This window comes from Streptomyces sp. NPDC093225 (genome assembly GCF_044753805.1).
In the GTDB taxonomy this organism is placed as follows: domain Bacteria; phylum Actinomycetota; class Actinomycetes; order Streptomycetales; family Streptomycetaceae; genus Streptomyces.
The window spans coordinates 22,902-43,655 of sequence record NZ_JBIVNX010000052.1 but is presented as its reverse complement, the minus strand read 5'-3'; the positions used below and the strand labels follow the sequence as shown (position 1 = coordinate 43,655).

Annotated in this window: 17 protein-coding genes; 7 read left to right on the top strand and 10 right to left on the bottom strand. The window is 74.7% G+C overall.

The window, feature by feature from the left end; translation table 11 throughout:
• Positions 1-3 precede the first annotated feature (3 nt).
• The 6 genes from ACIQCH_RS32250 to ACIQCH_RS32225 all read right to left on the bottom strand — a co-directional run bounded on the left by ACIQCH_RS32250 (position 4) and on the right by ACIQCH_RS32225 (position 7,362).
• Entirely contained in the window at positions 4-1,878 is a 1,875-nt protein-coding gene (locus tag ACIQCH_RS32250) for a lasso peptide isopeptide bond-forming cyclase (RefSeq protein WP_402586785.1), read from the bottom strand.
• A 109-nt stretch (positions 1,879-1,987) separates the two neighbouring features.
• Complete coding sequence (locus tag ACIQCH_RS32245) at positions 1,988-2,095, bottom strand: keywimysin-related RiPP (protein ID WP_158939584.1); 108 nt, start codon at positions 2,093-2,095, stop codon at positions 1,988-1,990.
• A gap of 332 nt (positions 2,096-2,427) precedes the next feature.
• Positions 2,428-4,608: a bifunctional polysaccharide deacetylase/glycosyltransferase family 2 protein gene (locus tag ACIQCH_RS32240; protein WP_402586783.1), complete on the bottom strand. Its 2,181-nt coding sequence runs from the start codon at positions 4,606-4,608 to the stop codon at positions 2,428-2,430.
• A 168-nt stretch (positions 4,609-4,776) separates the two neighbouring features.
• The gene (locus tag ACIQCH_RS32235; protein WP_402586781.1) at positions 4,777-5,526 is read right to left on the bottom strand and encodes a hypothetical protein; all 750 of its coding nucleotides are present in this window, start codon (positions 5,524-5,526) and stop codon (positions 4,777-4,779) included.
• A gap of 157 nt (positions 5,527-5,683) precedes the next feature.
• Complete coding sequence (locus ACIQCH_RS32230) at positions 5,684-6,631, bottom strand: hypothetical protein (RefSeq protein ID WP_402586780.1); 948 nt, start codon at positions 6,629-6,631, stop codon at positions 5,684-5,686.
• Entirely contained in the window at positions 6,628-7,362 is a 735-nt protein-coding gene (locus ACIQCH_RS32225; protein ID WP_402586797.1) for an RNA polymerase sigma factor, read from the bottom strand. The genes ACIQCH_RS32230 and ACIQCH_RS32225 overlap by 4 nt, the downstream gene beginning before the upstream one ends.
• Positions 7,363-7,560: 198 nt before the next feature.
• Here ACIQCH_RS32225 and ACIQCH_RS32220 point away from each other — a divergent pair, with 198 nt between their 5' ends.
• The 3 genes from ACIQCH_RS32220 (at position 7,561) to ACIQCH_RS32210 (ending at position 13,732) form a co-directional block, all read left to right on the top strand.
• A complete protein-coding gene (locus ACIQCH_RS32220; RefSeq protein ID WP_402586778.1) occupies positions 7,561-8,478 on the top strand; it encodes a S1 family peptidase in 918 nt (305 codons plus the stop codon).
• A gap of 179 nt (positions 8,479-8,657) precedes the next feature.
• On the top strand, positions 8,658-11,228 hold the full coding sequence (locus ACIQCH_RS32215) for a SpoIIE family protein phosphatase (RefSeq protein ID WP_402586776.1): 2,571 nt from the start codon (positions 8,658-8,660) through the stop codon (positions 11,226-11,228).
• Positions 11,225-13,732, top strand: a complete 2,508-nt coding sequence (locus ACIQCH_RS32210; RefSeq protein WP_402586774.1) for a SpoIIE family protein phosphatase — start codon at positions 11,225-11,227, stop codon at positions 13,730-13,732. The genes ACIQCH_RS32215 and ACIQCH_RS32210 overlap by 4 nt, the downstream gene beginning before the upstream one ends.
• Positions 13,733-13,843: 111 nt before the next feature.
• On the opposite strand, the gene ACIQCH_RS32205 is transcribed toward ACIQCH_RS32210, so the two are convergent.
• Entirely contained in the window at positions 13,844-14,224 is a 381-nt protein-coding gene (locus ACIQCH_RS32205) for a hypothetical protein (RefSeq protein ID WP_402586772.1), read from the bottom strand.
• Between ACIQCH_RS32205 and ACIQCH_RS32200 the strand changes: the two genes are divergently transcribed.
• Both ACIQCH_RS32200 and ACIQCH_RS32195 read left to right on the top strand, forming a co-directional pair.
• On the top strand, positions 14,217-14,552 hold the full coding sequence (locus ACIQCH_RS32200; protein WP_402586770.1) for a hypothetical protein: 336 nt from the start codon (positions 14,217-14,219) through the stop codon (positions 14,550-14,552). The two genes, ACIQCH_RS32205 and ACIQCH_RS32200, sit on opposite strands and share 8 nt — an antisense overlap.
• Positions 14,553-14,636: 84 nt before the next feature.
• Positions 14,637-15,563, top strand: coding sequence for an AEC family transporter (locus ACIQCH_RS32195; protein WP_402586768.1), 927 nt, complete (start codon positions 14,637-14,639; stop codon positions 15,561-15,563).
• 43 nt (positions 15,564-15,606) lie between these two features.
• On the opposite strand, the gene ACIQCH_RS32190 is transcribed toward ACIQCH_RS32195, so the two are convergent.
• Both ACIQCH_RS32190 and ACIQCH_RS32185 read right to left on the bottom strand, forming a co-directional pair.
• The gene (locus tag ACIQCH_RS32190) at positions 15,607-16,662 is read right to left on the bottom strand and encodes a phosphatidylinositol-specific phospholipase C domain-containing protein (RefSeq protein WP_402586766.1); all 1,056 of its coding nucleotides are present in this window, start codon (positions 16,660-16,662) and stop codon (positions 15,607-15,609) included.
• 74 nt (positions 16,663-16,736) lie between these two features.
• Positions 16,737-17,969, bottom strand: a complete 1,233-nt coding sequence (locus ACIQCH_RS32185) for an MFS transporter (protein WP_402586764.1) — start codon at positions 17,967-17,969, stop codon at positions 16,737-16,739.
• A gap of 211 nt (positions 17,970-18,180) precedes the next feature.
• On the opposite strand from ACIQCH_RS32185, the gene ACIQCH_RS32180 reads away from it, so the two are divergent.
• Together ACIQCH_RS32180 and ACIQCH_RS32175 are read left to right on the top strand one after the other, a co-directional pair.
• Complete coding sequence (locus tag ACIQCH_RS32180; protein ID WP_402586762.1) at positions 18,181-18,654, top strand: MarR family winged helix-turn-helix transcriptional regulator; 474 nt, start codon at positions 18,181-18,183, stop codon at positions 18,652-18,654.
• 27 nt (positions 18,655-18,681) lie between these two features.
• Positions 18,682-19,281, top strand: coding sequence for a hypothetical protein (locus tag ACIQCH_RS32175; protein WP_402586761.1), 600 nt, complete (start codon positions 18,682-18,684; stop codon positions 19,279-19,281).
• 149 nt (positions 19,282-19,430) lie between these two features.
• Here the strand turns inward: ACIQCH_RS32175 and ACIQCH_RS32170 are convergent, their stop codons facing one another.
• On the bottom strand, positions 19,431-20,495 hold the full coding sequence (locus tag ACIQCH_RS32170; protein WP_402586759.1) for a transglycosylase family protein: 1,065 nt from the start codon (positions 20,493-20,495) through the stop codon (positions 19,431-19,433).
• Between the last annotated feature and the right edge of the window lie 259 nt (positions 20,496-20,754).

Sequence of the window (20,754 nt, the reverse complement as noted above, 5' to 3'; positions counted from 1 at the left end):
GGCTCACCTTTCCCGTCCTGTCAGGGGGCGCGTCCGGGAGGGTGTCGTCTCCCGTGAGCGCAGCCATACTTCGCACGCCACGGTCGGGTGCAGCAGGTAGCTCTCCGTCTCGGCCGACAGGGCGCGGCGGCACCACTCGCGCAGGACGTTCACGTCGACGAGGCCCAGCCGAGCGAGGCGCGACTCCTCGCACAGCGCCAGCAGTCGGGCACGGTGGCGGCGCAGCCCCACTTCCTCCTCGAAGGTGGCGTTGGCCTTGGTACCGCGGGTCCGGCTGGCTTCGGGGACGACGCCGCGCATGGCTTCGACGATCAGCGGCTTGTACCGCCAGGGCGTGATCCTCTCCTGCGGCCGGACGGCCAGCGCCGCCTCGATCACCCGGTCGTCGTAGTAAGGGGCCGCCACCGTGATGCCCAGCGGGGCGGCCATCTGGCCGATGTGCCGCGTCCACTGGGAAATGCCGTCCATCGCGGCCAACTCCCGGTGTTCGCCGTGCCCGCGGCCCCGGGGCTCTGCTGCCGGGAGGTGCGCGCGGAGCAGCTCGCGCACGGCTTCCACGGCCTCGGGCGTGGCCCACTCCGGCATGCGGGGCGGCGCCGACCAGTCGAGCAGCGGATCGTCCGCCGGGGCCGGGGGTGCGTTCAGGTCGCGGGCGACCCTCTCCAGCCAGGCGCGGTAGGAGCGGCGGTCCACGAGCTGGCGCAGGACGCGCCGCCGGGACCACTGGTACTTCGCGGTGTATCCGCGCATGTCCCGCAGCGCGGTGAGGGGGTGGGTGCGCACCAGATCGTGCAGGCGGGCGGGCGCTCCGGCGAGGAGTTCGTCACCGCCCAGGCCGGTCAGGTGCAGGCTCGATCCGCGGGCGGCCGCCAGGGCGACGATGTGCATGCGGCGGTTGCGGTCGACCGTGAGGATGCTGGGGGTGTCGAGGATGTCGTCGAGGGTGTCGATCCCGTCGAACGTCATGGCCAGGTCGGGTGCGGGGACGACGTGGTGTTCGATGGTCCCGACCGCCTGCGTGGTCCGGCGGGCCCAGTCCACGTCGTCGCCGAGTTCGTCGTGGATGGCGGCGGTGTACGCCACGACCTCCGCGTCTCCACGGGCGGCGGCGCAGCAGACGGCGGTGGAGTCGAGCCCGCCCAGGTCGGCCGTCACCAGCTCGCGCCCGCGCGTGCGCGTGGCGACGGCGGCGGTCAGCGCCTCCCTGAAGCGCAGCGCGCCTTCGGCCAGTGGGAGGTGCGGATCGGGAGGCGACCACCAGCGGGTCCCTTCGGCCCGTCCGTCGGGGTCGAGCGTCAGATGGTAGCCGCCGGGCAGGGCGCGTACGCCGTGCCACATGGGGGAGCCCGACAGCGGGTGCGGCACGCCCAGGGTGAGCAGTTCGAGGGCGAGCCTACGTTCGTCGAGTGCGGCGCCGACCAGTTCGGCGAGTACGTCGGCCCGGTCGGAGGCCAGGCTGACGCCGCCGGCCGCCGTGAGGCCGGCATCGGTGGAGAAGACCCGCTTCATGCCGACGACGCCGCCCTGGACCCGGACCCGTCCGCCGCTGCTGGCCACGAGGTGGAGGCTGCCGGCCCACGTGGCGCTGAGGCGGTCGAGCGCCGACAGGGACGCGCGTTCGGCCGCTTCGGCTGCGCGTCGGGCCGCTTCGGCAGTGACGGAGTGTTCGCCGAGCACGGCGATGCGGGTTCCTCCGCACTCGCCCACCACCATGCTCGAGGGTGCCCAGCGCCCCAGCAACCACGGGCGCCCGGACCGGTGCTGCAGGCACTGGGCGGCGTGGGCGAGCGCTTTGGCGGCGACGGTGGCGGCCGCGTCGGTGTCGGGCAGAACGATGAACCAGGTCGGCAGGGCCTGAAGCGACAGGGAGTCTTCCACGGCGACGGCCTTCGGTCGGCGATGTGCGGGAAGCGGGGTGACCGGGTGGCGGCCGGAGCCGCCACCCGGGGGCCCGGACGCCGCTTTCAGCGGCGTCCGGGCCCTCACGTCAGAGGAGCTGCTTGCCGCCGAGGACGTCCTTGGGCCCCGTGTTCTTGATCCCGGTCAGCTTGCGGAAGCTGCCGGCCTTGGTGAGGGTGGGGCGCTCATACGTCATGGTCGATCTCCTTTGCGCTTCGGGGGATGTGTGGTGTGGCGTGCATGCGCATGCGGCGGCTTCCCGATCCGGAGACCGGTCATTCCGCTTGGCAACGCTAGGTAGGGTCAACGAACCATCACAACGGCGTGCACGGTCGGGCCGCAGCGCGCCCGCGGCGCGCACGTACCCCTACACGCCACCGAAGCCTTCCGCCCGCCCTCGGAGTGGCCGGACTCCCACCACGTGCGCAACACCCGCGACGGCGACGACGCAAAAGCATCTTTTCGGTCCGGCCCATCCGGGCAGGCACGGCCCCCGGGTGAAGAGCGAGACCGGGGTCCGTGGTCGTGTCAGGAAGTTCCGGACGCCTCGCGCGGCTGCGTGCCCTGCGGACCCGGCTGGGGCGGGAGGCTGCCGTAGCGTTCCATGCGCTGCCAGCGCAGGCGGGAGCCGGCGACGGCCGTGTAGACGGACTGGATGACCACGAGGTACATCAGCTGCCGGTAGACGAACTGCTGCAGCGGCATGCTCCACAGCGGGCCGGGCCGCTCCCCGTCGAGGCGGAACGCGTAGAGGCCCAGCAGCAGTTGCAGGACCAGGAACGCGAACCAGAGCCCGACGATCCGCACCGGGTCCAGGAAGACCAGGCCGTACACGGCGAACACGTCCACGATCGGCGCCAGCAGCGGCAGCAGCACCTGGAAGAGGAGCAGGTAGATCAGACCGCGGCGGCCCAGCTTGCCGGCCTGGCCGCGCTGGACGAAGGCGCCGCGGTGCTTCCACATGGCCTGCAGGGTGCCGTAGCACCACCGGTAGCGCTGCTTCCACAGGGCACCGAGCGAGGCCGGGGCCTCGGTCCACGCCTTCGCGCGCTCCTCGTAGACCACCCGCCAACCGGCCCTGCACAGCGCCATGGTGAGGTCGGTGTCCTCGGCGAGGGTGGTGTCGCCGACGCCGCCCACCCGCAGCAGGGCCGAGCGCCGGAAGGCGCCGACGGCGCCGGGCACGGTGGGCATGCACTCGGCGAGGTCGAACAGCCGGCGGTCGAGGTTGAAGCCGACCACGTACTCGATGTGCTGCCAACGGCCCAGCAGACCGCCCCGGTTGACCACCTTGGCGTTGCCGGAGACGGCGCCGACCGCGGGGTCCGCGAAGGGCTGGACGATCATCCGCACCGCGTCCGGCTCGAAGACGGTGTCGCCGTCGACCATGACGAGCAGCTCGTTCGTCGCCGCGGCGATACCGGTGTTGAGGGCGGCCGGCTTGCCCGCGTTGAGCTGCCGGATGACCCGTACGCCGGGCAGCGCGAGGGCCTCGACGAGGTCCGCCGTACCGTCGGTGGAGCCGTCGTCGACGACGATGACCTCGACCGGGTGGTCGGAGGCCACCAGGGAGCGGACCGCCGCTTCGATGCCCGCGCTCTCGTTGTACGCCGGCACGATGACGCTCACCGGTTCGGTCACGGGCGCGCCCCAGGGCCCGCGCCGCCGCAGCCGCACGTGCCGGCGGGCGGCCGCGAAGACGGCGATCGCGCGCAGCAGGCTGATCGCGCCGGCCGCCCACAGCAGCCAGGTGATCACGTCCAGGGTCCAGTCGGTGCTGCGCACGGCGGTCACCAGGGCGCGCCCCTGCCACTGGTCGGCGGCCACGGCCGGCCGTTCGGCGGCGGGGAGCGCGACGGCCTCGCCGACGGTGGCGAAGCGGAAGCCGGCGGCCTGGAGCCGGGGCAGCAGCCGCTCCAGGGCGGCGACCGTCTGGCTGCGGTCGCCACCCGCGTCGTGCATGAGGACGATCTGGCCGGCCGTGCCCTCTGGGGTGGACCTGGCGACGATCCGGTCGGTGCCCGGCCGCTTCCAGTCCTCGCTGTCGAGGGTGGTCAGGACCGTGAGGTAGCCCTCGTGCCCGGCGTCCTGGACCGCCTGCCAGTCGGCGTCGGTGAGCGCACCGTTGGAGGAGGAGTACGGGGGCCGCATCAGCGGGGTGGTCACCCCGGTGGCGCCGACGATGGCGAGCTGGGTCTGGCGCAGTTCCAGGGAGCGCCGCCAGGCGGGTGACTGCCCCAGGTTGGTGTGGGTGTAGGAGTGCACCCCGATCTGGTGGCCCTCCGCGACGATCCGGCGGGCGAGCTCCGGGTGCTCGGCGACCCGGGTGCCGACGGTGAAGAAGGTCGCCTTCACGTGGTGGCGGCGCAGCACGTCGAGGACCTTCGGGGTCCAGACCGGATCGGGTCCGTCGTCGAAGGTGAGCGCGATGGTGCGGGCGGCGGGGGCGGCGGTGCGGGCGGCCGAGCCGTCGATGACCGGGCCGCCCTCGACGATCGCGTCCGGTACGGCGGTGTCCGGGCCCTGGGCCTGGACGGCACCGTCGGCCGTGCTGTCGAACATGTGCCGGGAGTACCCCTGCAGCAGCAGCGCGGCCGACAGCGTGAGGACCAGGGTGGCGAGCAGGAGCCAGTGGGTCCGCGGGGTGACGTCGCGTACGGAGGGGCGCCGGCCGGAGTGCTGTCGGGAACGGCGACGGAAGGGGGACACGGGTGTTTCCTGCCTGCTGCTGTGCGGTGAGGGGAGGTGGAGTGGTGGTGGAGGGTGCGGTGGTTGCCCGGTGGGGTGTCGCACGGCGCGCGCGGCGCGGCTGCGCACGCGGAGGGTCGCACCCGGTCCGGGCCGCGGGCCGGCGGACCGGGGGCTGCGCCGGACCCGCTACGGCGTGGGAGTCGGCTGGTGCGGGTTGCGCGAGGGCTTGGGCTTGGACTTGGCGATCCCGGATCGGCCGGGGCCGGTCGCCGTGGGCGTCGGGCTCGCGTCCGTGCTCGGGGAGGGGCCCGTCGTACCGGTCGGCGAGGGCGAGACGGACGGGGAGGCCGACGGCGTGGCGGAGCCGGAGGCGGAGGGGTCGGTGCTCGGCCGCGGCTTCGTACCGCGTCCGTCCTTCGCCGGGACCAGCAGGCCCGGGCGGGACGGGCCGTGGTGCCGCGCGGGACCGTGGGACGGACCGGCCGTGGTCGGGGTGGTGGTGGCGTCCGGCTCGGCGTCGGCCCTGTCGGCGGCCGGGGGCGCGGGCAGGGGCAGGAAGGGCAGGTGGACGGTGGGTCCGCCCAGCAGGGTGCTGACGAGGACCACGACGTAGGCGGCCGCCGGCAGCACGAGGAGGCGTCCGATGCGGCGCACCCGGCGCGGGCGGCGCCCGGAGGCGTCGACGAAGACCGGCCGGTCGGCGGTGCCGGACCCGGGCCGGGCGTCGGGCGCGACGCCGGGCGCGGCCTCTGCGGGAGGGGTCGCGGCGGCGGTGACGGCGGGCGCGGCGGCGTCGATGGCGGCGACGGCAGTGGTCGGAGCTTCGTCCGCAGCGGCGGGTGCGGCGTCGGGCGTCGTGGCGGTGTCCGGACCGGCCCCGCCCGCCAGCGGTATCGGCAGGGTGTCCGGGGCCGGATCGGCAAGGCGTGGCTGCATGGGGAGGCCTCTGCGTTCGGGGGTCGCGGCCATGGGTGGCGGCCGGACCGGGGACCAGCCGCCGCCCCGGAGGGGACGGGAACGGGCGGGCTGGACGTGTCGGGTGGTGCGGGGCGTACGGGGCGGGGGCCGCGGCGGCGCGACCCCCGCCCGTACGTCAGCGGGCGGGGTCGGCGCCCGGGTCCCGGCCCTTGGCGGGCGGGGCGGGCTTGCGCTCCGACGGCTTCGACGGACGGGTCCGCGGTGTCTTCGGTGCGTGGGTCGGGTGGGCGGGACGGGACGTGTGGGCGGGGTGCGTCGGGTGGGCCGGGTGCCCGGGCTGCTTGCCGCGTCCGCCGGGGCTCGGGTGGGCCCCTGGACCGCCCCCCTTGCCGGGGTGCGTGGGCGACGGCGAGGCCGCCGGGCTCGGGCCCGCCGACGGCGCGTGCAGCACCGGGGCGCAGTACGCCGGTACGCCCGCCGGGCCGCCCGCGGCCGCGACCAGGGCGGCGTACCGCTGCCCGGCCAGGGCCTGCGCGGCCTGCGCCCCGGTCAGCCGGCCGTACCCGCGGCAGAGCTCGGCGAGCTCGCCGGTCGGCGCGGGAGCCTCGGGCCGGTAGCCGGGGTCCCGGCGGGTGCGGGGGGAACCGGAGGCGGTGGGCCCGGGGGTGGCGGCGCCCGGCCGCGCTTCGGCGCGGTCGTCGCCGCCACCGCCGAGCGCGGCGGGCAGGTGGCCGGTGCCGGCCGCGAGCGCGAAGCCGCCGAGCGCGGTGGCGGCGGCCACGGCCACCACCTTCACGCTCAGGAGCTGCGCCAGCGCTGCCACGGGCATCGGCCGCCTCCGGGTTTCTCTCGGTACTGCTGGGACAGGTGGGACTTGCAGGTCGGGTGGAACTGCTGCGGGCTCTCGTTCGGACAGGGCTGCGGTCTCGGCGTCGAGGCGAGCGGCCCGGAACGCGGCCAGTGCCGCCCGCTGGCCGGGAAGCTCCCCCGCCGCCACGGGTGCGCTGGCGGCGGCGAGCAGTCCGGCGAGGGCCTCGTGGCCGGCCGCCGCTCCGACCTCGCGCGCGCCGAGCAGCTGCTCAGCGGTGTCGCGGTCGATCCGACGGGGTCGGTTGGTGCTCATCTCACGCCCTTCAGCGTTGAGGCCTTCACTCTTGTCACTCGTTTGGCGGAATTTTTTTCCTCCGGCTGTGCGGAGCGTCGCCCGCGGCCCCGTTCCGGGGCCCGCCGGCCCTCTTCCGGGGCCGACACGGCGGCACCCGAGGACGGTGGCGGGTTCCGCTCGACGAGCTTGGCGAGCTTGCGCAGGCCCCGGTGGGCGGCCATGCGCACGGCGCCCGCCCGTTTGCCGAGGACGCGCGCGGCGCTCTCGGCGTCCAGGTCCATGACCACCCGCAGCAGCACCGCCTCGGCCTGGTCGCGCGGCAGGGTGGCGATCAGCGCGAGGGCGGCCGCGGTACCGGCGCCCGCGATGGCCGCGCCCTCGGTGTCGTCTCCCGACGCCCGGTCCAGCAGCTCCTCCACCGGTACGCTCGCGGCCGGCCGGCGGCGACGGGCGCGCAGCATGTCCATGGCGCGGTTGCGGGCGATGGTCGCGGCCCAGCCGCGGAAATTGTCGAAGTCGCCCCGGAACGACCCCAGATCGCGTGCGATCTGCAGCCACGCCTCGGAGGCCACGTCCTCGGCGTCCGCACCGACCAGCACCGTCAGGTAGCGCAGCAACCCCGGCTGCACCGCCCGGAAAACCTTCTCAAATGCCCCCTCATCGCCCTCCTGAGCGGCTATCAGCTGTGCGGACAGGTCCTCGGGTGCGCGCTGGCGCGGCACTCCGGAACCGCCCGACTCCTCCCCCATGTCGGCATCGCCGAACTCCTCCGCATACTGCACCGGGACATGATGCGGCATGCCCGGCCCCGGACCGCGCCCGCTCTTGTGCACCCCCCGGCCCGCCGCGATACTCGGCCGGCAGCGCGCTTGTCAGGAACACGCCATTCTGACCGCGCCTCACAGGCCCGGCCACCCACCGGGTCGCGACGCTCCGAGGAGGAGACCGTGAGGATCACGCGCACCGCTTCCCCCTTCCCCCACGACGGGACCGCCACCCCTGCTTCCCGACCCGCCCCGCACGGCCGCCGCGCGGCCACGGCCCTCGCCGCCGCGGGCCTGCTGGCGTCCACCGCGCTCGGGCTGCCCGCGGCCCAGGCGGCCCCCCGCGTCCCCGACGTGACCGGGGTCGCCACGGTCGAGCAGGCTGTGCTCCGCGCGGACGTCGGCGGCACCGCCTGGTACGTCGACCGGGCCGCCGGAACGGTCGTGGTCACCGTCGACAGCACCGTCACCCGAGCCGGACTGGCGAAGCTCCGCAGGGCCGCCGGCGCCACCCCCGGAGCCCTCCGGATCGAACGGACCCCGGGCAGGTTCACGCCGCTCCTCGGCCCCGGCGACGCCGTCTACGGCGGTGGCTACCGGTGCTCGGTGGCCTTCAACGTCGTGAGCGGCGGGACGTACTCCTTCCTGACCGCGGGCCACTGCGGCGACGTCGCGAACACCTGGTACGCCAACGCGTCCCAGACCACCCTGATCGGGCCGACCACCGGCTCCAGCTTCCCCGGCAACGACTACGCGCTGGTGCGCTACGACAACACCTCCCTCGGCCACCCCGGCGGATTCACCGCGGCGAACGCCTACGTGGGCGAGCCGGTGAAGCGGAGCGGCTCCACCACCGGCACCAGGAGCGGTACGGTCACGGCCCTCGACGCCACGGTCCACTACAGCGGCGGCGGCACCGTGCGGGGCATGATCCAGACGAACGTCTGCGCGGAGCCCGGCGACTCGGGCGGCGCGCTCTACGACGGCACGAAGGCACTGGGCATCACGTCCGGCGGCAGCGGGAACTGCTCGACCGGCGGCACCACCTTCTACCAGCCGGTGCCGGAGGCCCTCGCCAAGTACAAGGTCTCCCTGTACTGAGCCCGGGCCGGCGGGCGTCGCTCCGGCCCGCGGACCGACGCCCGCCCACCCGCCAACCCCCCCACCCGCCGACCCGCCGACCCACCGACCCGCCGCGGCTTCGCACCGGCGAAGGCGCGGCGCACACGGGCGAGGGCGCGGCGCACACGGGCACGCGGGTGAAGGCGGGTGCGCGCGAGATGCGGGCGCGGGTGGCCCTGGCGCATGCTGGCTGTGTGAACGGCCGAGCTCCGGACGGACTGGCCCTGGTGCTCGCCCACTCCGTCGTGGGCGCGATCGAGTCCGTGGGCGGGTACGCCGGGGGCGTGTTCCTGCGCACGGAGACCGCCGGACTGCTGCGGCTGGCCGTGCTCGCGGGGCTGCCCGCGCCCCTGTTCCGCCCGTGGTGGCGGATGCACGTGAACCGCCCGTTCCCGGTCGCGGAGGCGTACCGCACCGGGCAGGGCGTCCACCTCGCGGACGCCGACGAGGCCATGCGGCGCTTCCCCCAGCTGATGGCCGGGCTGCCCTACACCTTCGGGTCCTCGTACGAGCCGCTGCTCGGCGGGCCCGGCGCGACGGGCGCGAAGTACGGGGTCCTGATGGTGCTGCGCCGGGATACCCCGGGGACCCAGGTGGCCGAGGCCGACCGGGCCCGGATGCGGGGGGTGGCGCGGCGGCTGGCCGAGGACCTCGACGCACTGGACCGGCGGGGCACGGCCGTGGTGTGGGCGGACGAGCCGGTGGCCATGCAGCTGCCCGCCCCGCTGGCGCCGCCCGCGCCGATGGGCGGCTTCACCTGGGACCCGGACAGCGGGGCGGTCACGGCCGACGCCCAGCTGTGCGCCGCCCTCGGTACGGATCCCGACCGCTTCCCCGGCACCGTCGAGGCGCTGACCGCCGGGTGGTCGCCGGCGGAGGTGTACGCGCTGCACGCCCTGGCCGGCCGGCTGACCGGCGGCCCGGAAGCCCCCGACGGGCCGGCCGCCGCCCCGGGCGCGCCGCTGCGGCTGCGGCTGTCCGGTCCGGCCGGCCGGACCCGCCTGCTGGAACTCTTCCCCACCCGGGACACCGCCCCGGAAGCCCCACCGCCGGACGCCGCCCCCGTGGCCCCGGCCGCCCCCCTCCCCCTCACGGGCCGCCTGGTCGACCTCGGCGACGGGCCGCTCGGCGGCGAGATCACCGACCGGCTGCCGCACGCCTTCCTCGGTCTGGACCGGCTCGGCCGCGTCACGTACGTGAACCCGGCCGCCGCGACCCTGCTCGGCCGCAGCCCCGCCGCGCTCGTCGGCCGGGTGCTGTGGGAGGCCCTGCCCTGGCTCGGCCAGGCGGGGTACGAGGACTTCTTCCGGGCCGCGCTGATCGCCGACGACCCCGTCCGGTTCCTGGCCCGCAGCGCCCCTGACGACTGGGTGTCGGTCGCCCTGCACCCGGGGCCGGGCGGCGTGACCGTGATGCTCGCGGCGGCCGAACACCCGGCGTACGCACCGGGTGCGGTGGTCCGGCCCGTGAGCGGGCTGGACTCGCCCGCCGACCGGGCCGCCGCGCTCTACCGCCCGGTGGCCCTGGCCATCGCGCTCACCGAGGCGGTGACGGCCCGCCAGGTCTCGGCGGTGGTCACCGAGGAGCTGCTGCCCGCCTTCGGCGGGCGCCAGCTGGCGATCTACCTGCTCAACGAGCGCCACCTGTACCTGGCGTGGGAGACCGGTTTCCCGCAGGGCTTCCTGAACCGGTTCGACGGGGTGGGCCTCGACACGCGGCTGCCGGGGGTCGAGACCCTGACGACCGGCCGGCCGCTGTTCTTCGAGTCCATGGAGCACCTGGCCGCCGCCTACCCGGGCATCCCGCTCGACGCCCACATCGGCGCCCGGGCTTTCCTGCCGCTCATCGCCTCCGGTCGGCCGGTGGGCTCGTGCATCCTCGGCTTCGACGCGCCGCGCGGCTTCAGCCTCGAGGAGCGCACCGTGCTCACGGCGCTGGCCGGTCTGATCGCCCAGGCACTCGCACGCGCCCAGCGCTACGACACCGAGGCCGCGCTCGCCCGGGGCCTGCAGGACGCGCTGCTGCCGCACCGGCTGCTGGTGCGCGAGAACGTCGACACCGTCGGCCGCTACCTGCCGGGCACCCAGGGCATGGAGGTGGGCGGCGACTGGTACGACGTGATCGAGACCGGCACCGGACTGCTCGCGCTGGTCATCGGCGACGTCCAGGGCCACGGGGTGCACGCGGCCGGCACGATGGGCCAACTGCGCAGTGCGGTACGGGCCTTCTCGCTCAGCGGCCAGGACCCGCGGGCCGTGATGAGCGGCACGAACCGGCTGCTCATCGACCTCGATCCCGGCCAGTTCGCCAGCTGCTGCTACGTGGTGCTCGACCCCGCGACCGGGCAGGCGCACGCGGTCCGAGCCGGCCATCCGCCCCCGCTGCTGCGCCAGCCCGACGGCCGGACCGAGGTGCTCGACCTGGCGGGCGGAGTGGTGCTCGGCGTGGACGACGGGGCGAGCTATCCCGTCACCGAGCTGCACCTCGACCCCGGCGCGGTGCTGGCGCTGTTCACCGACGGGCTGGTGGAGCACGCCGGCGAGGACATCGACGAGGGCGTGGAGCGGCTGCGCCGGGCGCTCGCGGAGGCCGGCGACACGCCGCTGGCCGCCACCGCCGACCGGCTGATCGCCGAGGCCGGACGGGCGCCGGAGCGGCCGGACGACATCGCGCTCCTGCTCGCCGCCCGGTGGGGCGGGTCCGCGCGCGAAGGGAGCGGAGGCACGTGAGCCGACCGGACCGGGAACCGGCCGCGGGCGCGGCGGCGCACCCGGCCGCCGGGGCGGCGGCCCCGCCCGCCCGGGGGCCCGCGGCCGGAGCGGGCGACGGCCGCGTCCCCGGGACCGACCCCGGCCGGGCCGCCGAGCTGGGCGGCGACCCGCGCGGCCCCCTCGACGTGGCGCACGCCGCCACCGCGGTGCTCGGCGCGGACGGCCGGGTGCTGGGCTGGAGCGCGGCCGCCGAGGCGCTGCTCGGCCATCCGCCGGGCGAGGTGCTGGGCCGCCCGGCCGGGGCGTACGTCGCCCCCGGGGGCGACGGCCCGGCCCCCGCCGTCGCCTTCGCCTTCGCCCCCGGCACGCGTACCGTCGCACTGCGGCACCGCGCCGGGCACGCGGTCCGGGTCCGGCTGACGGTCCTGCCGCTGACCACGGCGGACGCCTCCCCGCCCGACCCGGCCGCCCCGGCACGCCTGGTGGCCATGGCCGACGCCGCCGAGAACGAGCGCTGGGAGGCGCTGCAGTCCATGCTCGGCGGCCTGGCCACGCAGTCCCCCATCGGCCTGGCGATCTACGGCACCGGGCTGCGCGTCGTGTGGACCAACCAGGCGCTGGTCGAGGAGATGGGCAGCACCCAGTACGTGGGCCGGTCCCCCGACGAGATGGTGACCCACGGCCAGGTGCTCACCCCCGGCAGCCCGCCGACCCTGCTGGAGACGCTGCGCCGGGTGCTGGAGACCGGCGAGCCGGTGATCGACCTGCACTACCGGGGCCGCGCCCCGGTCGATCCGGACCGCTTCCGGGTGTGGTCCTGCTCGTACTACCGGCTGCAGGACGCCTCGGGCACCCCGCTCGGCGTGTGCGAGGAGTCGGTGGAGATCACCGACCGCTACCTCGCCCAGCAGCGACTGGACCTGCTGGTACGGGCGGGCAGCACGGTGGGCGTCACCCTCGACATGGCCCGCACCGCGCGCGAACTGGCGGCCGTCGCGGTGCCGCGGTTCGCCGACGCGGTGGCGGTGGACCTCCTGGAGCAGGTGCTGGAGGGCGAGCGGCCGGCTCCCGGCGAAGTCCCGGAAGGCCCGCTGGTGCGGGTGGCGGCGGCCCCGGACGACCGACCGGCCCCGCGGCCGGCGGCCGACACCCCCCAGGCCCGGGCGCTGTCGGCGGCCACTGCGGTGCGCGAGAACGGCGACGGGGTCAGGCTGGTCGCCGTACCGCTGCGCGCGGAGGGTGCGGTGCTGGGGGTGGTCACCTTCAGCTGGGAGGACCGGTCCGATCCGTTCGACCCGGGCGAGCTCGCCGTCGCCGAGGAGCTGGTGGCCCGTACGGCGGTCTGCGTGGACAACGCGCGCCGCTACACGCGCGAGCACACCGCGGCCCTGATGCTCCAGCGCAGTCTGCTGCCCCGGCTGCTGCCGCGGCTGACGGCGGTGGAACTCGCCTACCGCTACCTGCCGGCCGACAGCCGGGCCGGGGTGGGCGGCGACTGGTTCGACGTGATCGCGCTGTCCGGGACCCGGGTGGGTCTGGTCGTCGGCGACGTCGTCGGGCACGGGCTGCGGGCCGCGGCGACCATGGGGCGGCTGCGGACCAGCGTACGGGCGCTGGCCCGGCTCGACCTCGCGCCGGACGAGCTCCTCGGCCGCCTCGACGACCTGGTGGCCCAGGCCGCCAACGAGCGGGCCGCGGTGCTCGTCGAGGGCGAGAGCGTGCCGTACGACGAGGCGCTCGGGGTGACCTGCCTGTACGCCGTGTACGACCCGGTCGCCGGCACCTGCACGATGGCCCGGGCCGGGCATCCGGCTCCGGCGGTGGTGGACCCGGAGACCGACGCGGTGACCTTCCCCGACCTGCCGGCCGGGCCCCCGCTGGGGCTGGGCGGGCTGCCCTTCGAGTCCACGGAGCTGCTGCTGCCGCAGGGCAGCCTGCTGGCCCTGTTCACCGACGGCCTCGTGCGGGCCCGGGACCGGGACGTGGACGAGCAGCTGGCGGCCCTGCGCGGCGTACTGGCAGACCACCGGCGGCCGTTGGACGAGCTGTGCGACGACGCGGTGGCCACGCTGCTGCCGCGGCCGGTCGACGACGACGCGGCGCTGCTCCTGGTCCGCACCCACACGCTGGGCGAGCACCAGGTGGCGTCCTGGGAGTTGGCCTCCGATCCCCGGCTGGTCGCCCGCGCCCGCGAACTGGCGCTGCAGCAGGTCACCGAATGGGGTCTGGACGAGTTGGGGTTCACCACGGAACTGGTGGTGAGCGAGCTGGTGACGAACGCCGTGCGGTACGGCGGGGAGGGATCGGTGCAGCTGCGCCTGATCCGCGACCAGACCCTGATCTGCGAGGTCTCCGACACCGGGCACACCTCGCCGCACCTGCGCCGGGCCGCCCTCGAGGACGAGGGCGGCCGGGGCCTGTTCCTCATCGCGCACATGACACAGCAGTGGGGCACCCGCTACACCGCGACCGGCAAGACCATCTGGGCCGAGCAGGCCCTGCCCGTCACGCGGCCGTCCTGAGTCGCTCCCGGGGTCACAAGGTCCGCGATCGGCAACAGCGCCATCGCGGGTGGGTGACGAAGGGCGGACGGGGATTACCCTGCGGGTTTCGTCCGCGCTAGGTTCTGCGCGTCACATCGGACATCGCAGGGAGCAGGAGCAGGACATGAAGCGGAGCGTGGGCCGGAGATCCGGGATCGCGGCGGCGGTGCTGTGCGGCGCGCTGGTACTGACCGCGTGCGGCGGGGACGGCGGCGGCGACGCGGCCGGAGCGCCCGGAGCCGGCACGGCGAGCACCCCGGCCGGCGGGGCGGGTGCTTCGGCGGCCCCGTCCGCGGAGCCCACCGCGACCGGGACCCCGGCCGGTGGCGGCGCGGCGAAGCCCTCCGCGAAGCCCACCACCGCGCCCGCGCCGGGCGCTTCGGCCTCCGCGAAGCCCGTGGGCGGCGGCAGCGCGCCGAAGCCGGGGTCGAAGCCGGGCCCGAAGCCCGGTTGTGACCACAAGATGCCCATTTCTCCCGACGAGTTCGCGGTACAGCGCTACACCCCCGAGGGCGGGACGCTCAGCCTGATCGTGAAGTTGGGCAACTGGGCCTGCACGCCCGAGGACACCGACGGCGGGGTGTTCGAGACGGTGGGCAAGGAGATCTTCATGCCGCTGGACCAGGCGGCGTCCATCACCGTCACCAACCCGATCGTGGAGTCCACGGAGAACCAGCCGATCGGGGTCCAGGAGTTCCTCGACTGGCTGGAGGCCCACCCGAACGCGGGGCTGGTCTTCAAGTACACCGTGAACAGCCACGGCGTCATCTACGACCTGGACCAGGAGTTCACCCCCTGATCCCGGTCGAGGCCGCCTGAACCCGATCGGCGCGGATCGGAGCCGACCGGTGCCGGTCGGCTCCGGTGATCGATACTGGGGCCCATGACGGGGAGCGTGCTCGGCGGTTTTCTGCCGATCTGGGGGATCACGGCACTGGGCTGGGCGGCGGGCCGGAAGGACGTGCTCGGCCCGCAGGCGCAGCACGTGCTGGGGCGGTTCGCGTTCGCGTTCGCCATGCCGGCGCTGTTGTTCCTGACGATGTCGCGCTCCCGGGTCTCCGACCTCGCCCAGCCCGGAGTGGTGGTCTTCGCGCTGAGCCTGTTCGCGGTGTTCTCGGCGGCCCTGCTGGTGGGGCACCTGGTGTTCCGCCTCAAGCCGGCCGAGCGGACCATCGGCGCGATGGCCGCCGCGCACGTGAACTCGGCGAACCTGGGCATCCCGGTGGCGGTGCACGTCCTGCGGGACACCTCGTTCATCGTCCCCGTCGCGCTGTTCCAGACGCTGCTGGTGACCCCGCTGATCCTGACCCTGATCGACCTGGGTGAGCGGCCGGGCGCCGAGGGCCGGTGGCGGCGGCTGCTGACGCTGCCGCTGCGCAACCCGATCGTGGCCGCGTCCGGTGGCGGTCTGCTGGTGGCGGCGCTGGGCCGGCCGCTGCCGGCCGAGGTCACCGCGCCGCTGCAGCTGCTGGGCGGGGCCGCCGTACCGGCCGCGCTGTTCGCGCTGGGCCTGTCCCTGCACGCGCGGGTCCGGCCCGACGCGGAGGGGCGGGCGGAGCGGCAGGTGCTGGTCGCGCTGAAGATCGTGGCGCAGCCGCTGCTGGCGTACGCGCTGGGGCGCTGGGCGTTCGGCCTCGACGGTCACGCACTGCTGTCGGTGGTGCTGGTGGCGGGCCTGCCGACGGCCCAGAACGCCTTCCTGTTCGCGTCCGAGTACGACCTGGACACCGATCTGGCCCGGGACACCGTCCTGCTGTCCACGCTGTGCTCGATGGTGTCCCTGTCGGCCATCGCCTGGCTGCTGGCGTAGGGGGTGTCCCGGGGTGCCCGCGCGGCACCCCGGGGGCTCGGGCTCAGCCGCGCGGGACGACCGTGGACAGGACGGACGGCAGCGGGTACCAGTCGGCCGTGATGATGCTGGCGTGGCGGGCCGCGAGGAGGGCGAGGCGGTCGCGGGCCTGCGCCTCGGTGGGGTTGGTGCCGTCGATCGCGGGGGCCACGCCGTTGGCGCTGGTGGTGATCAGCAGGTAGTGCCGCTGGTCGTACCAGGCGGTGTCGATGCCCTGGGTGACGTACGCGTTGGCGTCGCCGTCGAAGAGGACGAACCAGGGGCGGATCGAGGCGTCGGCGTACCGGGTGCGCGGGTCGCCGGCCGCGGCGCCCAGCACGCTCGGGAAGACGGCCGCCTCGCCGAGGCGCCCGGCGGCGGCCAGGTCGCGCAGGTACTGGGCGTACTCGCGGTCGGTCCAGAGCGTGTCGCTGGGGTTGCCCTGCTCGACCGTGCCGGGGATCAGCTCGAAGACGAACTTCCCGGCCAGGGCGGAGCGGGCCGGCCAGCCGCGGGCCTGGACGGCCGCGTCGAGGGTCGGGTGGCCGGCGGCGAGCTGGCCGGGCCGGTAGACGGCGTCCCCGAGCTTGCCGGTGATGAGGGCGTCGAGCTGGGCGGGGCCGCGGCCGAGGTTGCTGGCGAAGCCGTCCTTGAGCTCCATCTTGATGACGATCGGCCGGTGGCCGGGGTGGGCGTCGTGCCAGGCGCGCAGGTCGGAGAGGCAGCCGGCGAGGTTCTGGTTGCGGGGCCTGGTGCGCAGCTGGGCGGCGGTGGCGGCGTTCTCGCAGTTGTTGTCGTTCCCGATGGGATTGCTGTGCGAGACGCGCCAGGAGCTGCCGAAGAAGTTGGTCCACACGTCGAGTTCGAGCAGGGCCGCGCCGGAGTCCAGGGCGTCGGCGAGGTAGGTGTACTTCGTCTTCTCGTAGGCGTTGTGCACACCGACGCCCGTGGACCGGGCGTACGGCAGGTCGGCCCCTGCCGGTGCGGCCGCCGCGGCCGCTCCGGCGGGGGCCGCCGTCAACGCGCCGACGGCCAGGGCCAGTCCGGCGACGGCCGCTCCCGCGCGCACCGATGTCCTCATACCGCTCCCCCTTCGCTGGTGGTCAACGAGGGGGGAGCGTAAGGGAGTTGGGTGACGCGACGGAAGAGGTCGGGTTACCGTCGAATAGATGCCACGGGCACGGACGCCTCTCCGGGCAGCGCCGCGGCCGCACTCCGGGCCACCACCCGCCCGTCGCGCCGGGACCCGCGGCGCTCCAGGGCGCCGGAGAGCAGCGCGAGGGCGAGTGCCGCGGCCGCCAGGGCCGCGCCGACCCAGTTCGGGGCGGTGTAGCCGTACCCGGCGGAGATCACCAGGCCGCCCAGCCAGGCGGCCAGCGCGTTGCCGAGGTTGAAGGCGCCGATGTTCATGGCGGAGGCCAGGGTGGGGGCGCCGGCGGCCTGGTCCAGCACCCGCTTCTGGAGCGGCGGTACGGTCGCGAAGCCGAGAGCGCCGACGAGGGCGACGGTGACCGCGGCGAGCACCTTGTGGTGGGCGGTGACGGTGAAGAGGGCCAGCACCAGGGCGAGGGCGCCGAGGGCGGCGTACAGCATCGGCATCAGGGCCCGGTCGGCGAACCGGCCGCCGACCAGGTTGCCGCCCACCATGCCGAGGCCGAAGAGGACGAGCAGCCAGGTGACGGAGCCCTCCGCGAAGCCGGACACCTCGGTCAGCATCGGGGCGATGTAGGTGACGGCGGCGAACACCCCGCCGAAGCCGAGCACGGTCATGGCCATGGCGAGCAGCACCTGCACGTTGCGGAAGGCGCCCAGCTCGTCGCGCAGCCGCACGCCCTCGGACCGGGGGAGCTCCGGGACCAGCTTGGCCACGCCCAGCAGCCCGGCCACGCCCAGGGCCGCGACCACGGCGAAGGTGGCCCGCCAGCCCGCGCCCTGGCCCAGCCAGGTGCCCAGCGGGACGCCGAGGACGTTGGCGACGGTCAGGCCGGTGAACATCAGCGCGATCGCGCCGGCCCGCCGTTCGGGGGCGACCAGCTCGGCCGCGACCACGGCCCCGATGCCGAAGAAGGCGCCGTGGGCGAGCGAGGCGACGACCCGGCCGGCGAGCATCACGCCGAAGGCCGGGGCGAGGGCGGAGATCAGGTTCCCGGCGATGAAGAGGCCCATGAGCAGCATCAGCATCCGCTTGCGCGGGACCTTGGTGCCCAGGGCGGTCATCAGCGGGGCGCCGGCGACGACGCCGAGCGCGTATCCGGTCACGAGGAGTCCGGCGGTCGGGATGGAGACGCCGAAGTCCCCGGCGACCTGCGGCAGCAGCCCCATGATCACGAATTCGGTGGTGCCGATGCCGAAGGCCCCGATCGCGAGGGCCAGGAGGGCGAGGGGCATGGATCGCAGCCTTCCCAAATTGATTGCATGAGCATTTAGCAGGCGTCCACAATAGTTGCAGACGCGGGTTATTTGCAAACGCGCTATATTTGGGGTGGGGACGCACACCGTTCCCGAGGTCCCGAGGTCCCGAGGTCCCGAGGTCCCGAGGTCCCGAGGTCCCGAGGTCCCGAGGTCCCGAGGTCCCGAGGAGAGGAGAGGAGCGCCACCGATGACCGCCACCGACCCCGCACTGACCGGGCTCGCCCAGGGCTGGTGCGCCCTGTCGCTGCTGCACGGGCGGATCGATGCGCACATCGAGAAGGTGCTGCAGTCCGGCCACGGGCTCAGCGTCCGCGAGTACTCGCTGCTCGACGTGCTCAGCCGCCAGCACGACGGACCCGGCGGGCACCTGCAGATGAAGCAGGTCGCCGACGCCGTGGTGCTCAGCCAGAGCGCGACGACCCGACTGGTCACGCGGCTGGAGGAGCGCGGACTGCTGTCCCGCTACCTGTGCCCCACCGACCGGCGCGGGATCTACACGAACGTCAGCGAGGCCGGTGCGGCCCTGCTGGCCGAGGCGCGCCCGAGCAACGACGCGGCCCTGCGCGAGGCCCTCGACACGGCCGCCGCCGATCCCGGACTGGCCCCGCTGGTGGCGGCGCTCAAGTCGGTGGGCACGGCCCGGGCGAGCATGATCGCCTAGCCCGTCCGGGTGTGCGAGGCTGCCGCCATGTCTGTCGAACAGAGCGATTACGTCAAGCGGTTGCCCGTCGGCGAGCGGATAGCCCTGCCCGAGGGCGGCATCCCCTTCTGGGACGTCTTCCCCTACGAGGGCGACGTCCGGATCAAGGTGCTGGACGAGCCGGTGCTGCCGGAGCCGCCCCGGGCGGGCGAGGACGGCCGCGACTGCCCCGGCTGCCTCGACGACGAGGGCCCGACCCTGTGGAGCGACGACCACTGGAAGCTGCGCGGCTTCGACGAGCCCGAGGGCGTGCCGGCCCAGGTGGTGCTGCTGTCCAGGGGCCACTGGGACCTGCACGAGATGCCGGCGGAACGGGCGGCCGAGCTGGGCGTGATGATCCAGCGCGTCGAGCGGGCGGTGATGTCTCTGGACGGCATCGCGCGGGTGCACGTCAACCGGTGGGGCGACGGCGGCTCCCACTTCCACATCTGGTTCATCGCCCGCCCGGCGGGGATGCTGCAGATGCGCGGTACCTGCCTGCCGCTGTGGGGCGACGTGCTGCCGAAGGTGCCGGCCGGCGAGTGGCGCGAGACCAACCGCCGCATCGCCCTGGCCCTGTCCGAGGGCGGCGGCACGGCGCACGTCTAGGGGGTCTCAACCCGTGCCCGGCCATGATCCGCCGGACACCCCTTGAGGCCGCTGGTGGTCCTCCGGCTCGACGTCCCGTCCCGCGCGGAGGACCACCAGCACGCCTGCACTGCGGTGCGCCGGTGGTCAGCGAGCCCCGCCCCGGCCCGTCACCAGGAGCCGGTGATGGGGGTGTCGCCCGGGTTGCCGAAGCGCTTGTTGTAGATCACGGTGTTGGAGTCCTTCGCGGCGCCGAAGAAGTCGGACTCGGCCGGGCGGTAGACGCCGACCTTGTCGGTGCCGTCCCCGTTCCAGTCACCCTTGATCGGCACGTCACCGGGGTTCCCGAACTTCACCGTGTGGCTCACGCTCGCCGTCGCGTTGGAGTCGCTCAGGTAGAACGTCGTGTCGGCAGGCCGGTACACCCCGACCGTGTCAACGCCGTCACCGTTCCAGTCACCCGTCATCGGGGCGTCACCGGCCACACCCATCCGACGCGCCGTGGCGACGTTCGCGTTGTCGTTCGTCAGGTAGAACGTCTGGTCACCCGGGCGGTACACACCGATCGTGTCGCTGCCGTTGCCGTCCCAGTCACCGACGACCGGCACGTCATCGGGATTGCCCAGCTTGCGCGCAACCGCCACCGTCCCGTTGTCGTTCGTCAGGTAGAACGTCTGATCGCTCGGGCGGTACACACCGAACGTGTCCTTGCCGTCCCCGTTCCAGTCACCCGTCAACGGCACGTCACCCGCCGCACCGAACCCCGCGTACCCGGCCAGGCCACCATTCGCGTCACTGACGTAGAACATCGAGCCCTCCGACCGGTACACACCCGCGGTGGAGGGGGCCGTGTTGACCGCCGGGTACGGGTCGGCGTGATCGGCGCCGAGTCCCGCCCTGGCGCCGCAGGTGGGCCACGCACCCTGACCCTGGCCCGCCAGGACCTTCTCGCCTATGAGGATCTGCTGCTGCTTGGTGGCCTGGTGCGGGTAGGCCGCGTACTGCGCACCGCCGAAGGCCTTCCACGTACTCAGGCTGAACTGCAAGCCTCCGTAGTAGCCGTTGCCGGTGTTGATGCTCCAGTTCCCGCCCGCCTCGCATTCGGCGACCTTGTCCCACGTGGCCACCGAAGCCGCTTGGGCGGGCTGGGCGGCGAGCCCCGCGAGGCAGGCGGCGGCGAAGGCGAGGGCGAGCGGACGGCTGGCGCGGGCGGCGGTCGACGTGATGGTGCGCATTGGGGTGGGACTCCTTACGGGATGGGGTGGATGCGGGGGCCCACCCGACGCCCGGCCCGTGGGGCGGGCCGGGCGTCGGGTACCGGCGGGAACGCGGGGATCGACACGGTGGCTGCCGGATGATGACGGGCCGTCAGGCAGCGCGACCGGCAGGGCCGCTGTTACCAGGAGCCGGTGATGGGGGTGTCGCCCGGGTTGCCGAAGCGCTTGTTGTAGATCACGGTGTTGGAGTCCTTCGCGGCGCCGAAGAAGTCGGACT

Coding starts and splice junctions, on each gene's coding strand:
- ACIQCH_RS32245 (WP_158939584.1), bottom strand. CDS start 2,095: ATGACGTATGAGCGCCCCACCCTCACCAAGGCCGGCAGCTTCCGCAAG.
- ACIQCH_RS32235 (WP_402586781.1), bottom strand. CDS start 5,526: ATGCAGCCACGCCTTGCCGATCCGGCCCCGGACACCCTGCCGATACCG.
- ACIQCH_RS32230 (WP_402586780.1), bottom strand. CDS start 6,631: ATGAGCACCAACCGACCCCGTCGGATCGACCGCGACACCGCTGAGCAG.
- ACIQCH_RS32225 (WP_402586797.1), bottom strand. CDS start 7,362: ATGGGGGAGGAGTCGGGCGGTTCCGGAGTGCCGCGCCAGCGCGCACCC.
- ACIQCH_RS32215 (WP_402586776.1), top strand. CDS start 8,658: ATGCGGGCGCGGGTGGCCCTGGCGCATGCTGGCTGTGTGAACGGCCGA.
- ACIQCH_RS32200 (WP_402586770.1), top strand. CDS start 14,217: ATGCCCATTTCTCCCGACGAGTTCGCGGTACAGCGCTACACCCCCGAG.
- ACIQCH_RS32205 (WP_402586772.1), bottom strand. CDS start 14,224: ATGGGCATCTTGTGGTCACAACCGGGCTTCGGGCCCGGCTTCGACCCC.
- ACIQCH_RS32195 (WP_402586768.1), top strand. CDS start 14,637: ATGACGGGGAGCGTGCTCGGCGGTTTTCTGCCGATCTGGGGGATCACG.
- ACIQCH_RS32190 (WP_402586766.1), bottom strand. CDS start 16,662: ATGAGGACATCGGTGCGCGCGGGAGCGGCCGTCGCCGGACTGGCCCTG.
- ACIQCH_RS32185 (WP_402586764.1), bottom strand. CDS start 17,969: ATGCCCCTCGCCCTCCTGGCCCTCGCGATCGGGGCCTTCGGCATCGGC.
- ACIQCH_RS32180 (WP_402586762.1), top strand. CDS start 18,181: ATGACCGCCACCGACCCCGCACTGACCGGGCTCGCCCAGGGCTGGTGC.
- ACIQCH_RS32175 (WP_402586761.1), top strand. CDS start 18,682: ATGTCTGTCGAACAGAGCGATTACGTCAAGCGGTTGCCCGTCGGCGAG.
- ACIQCH_RS32170 (WP_402586759.1), bottom strand. CDS start 20,495: ATGCGCACCATCACGTCGACCGCCGCCCGCGCCAGCCGTCCGCTCGCC.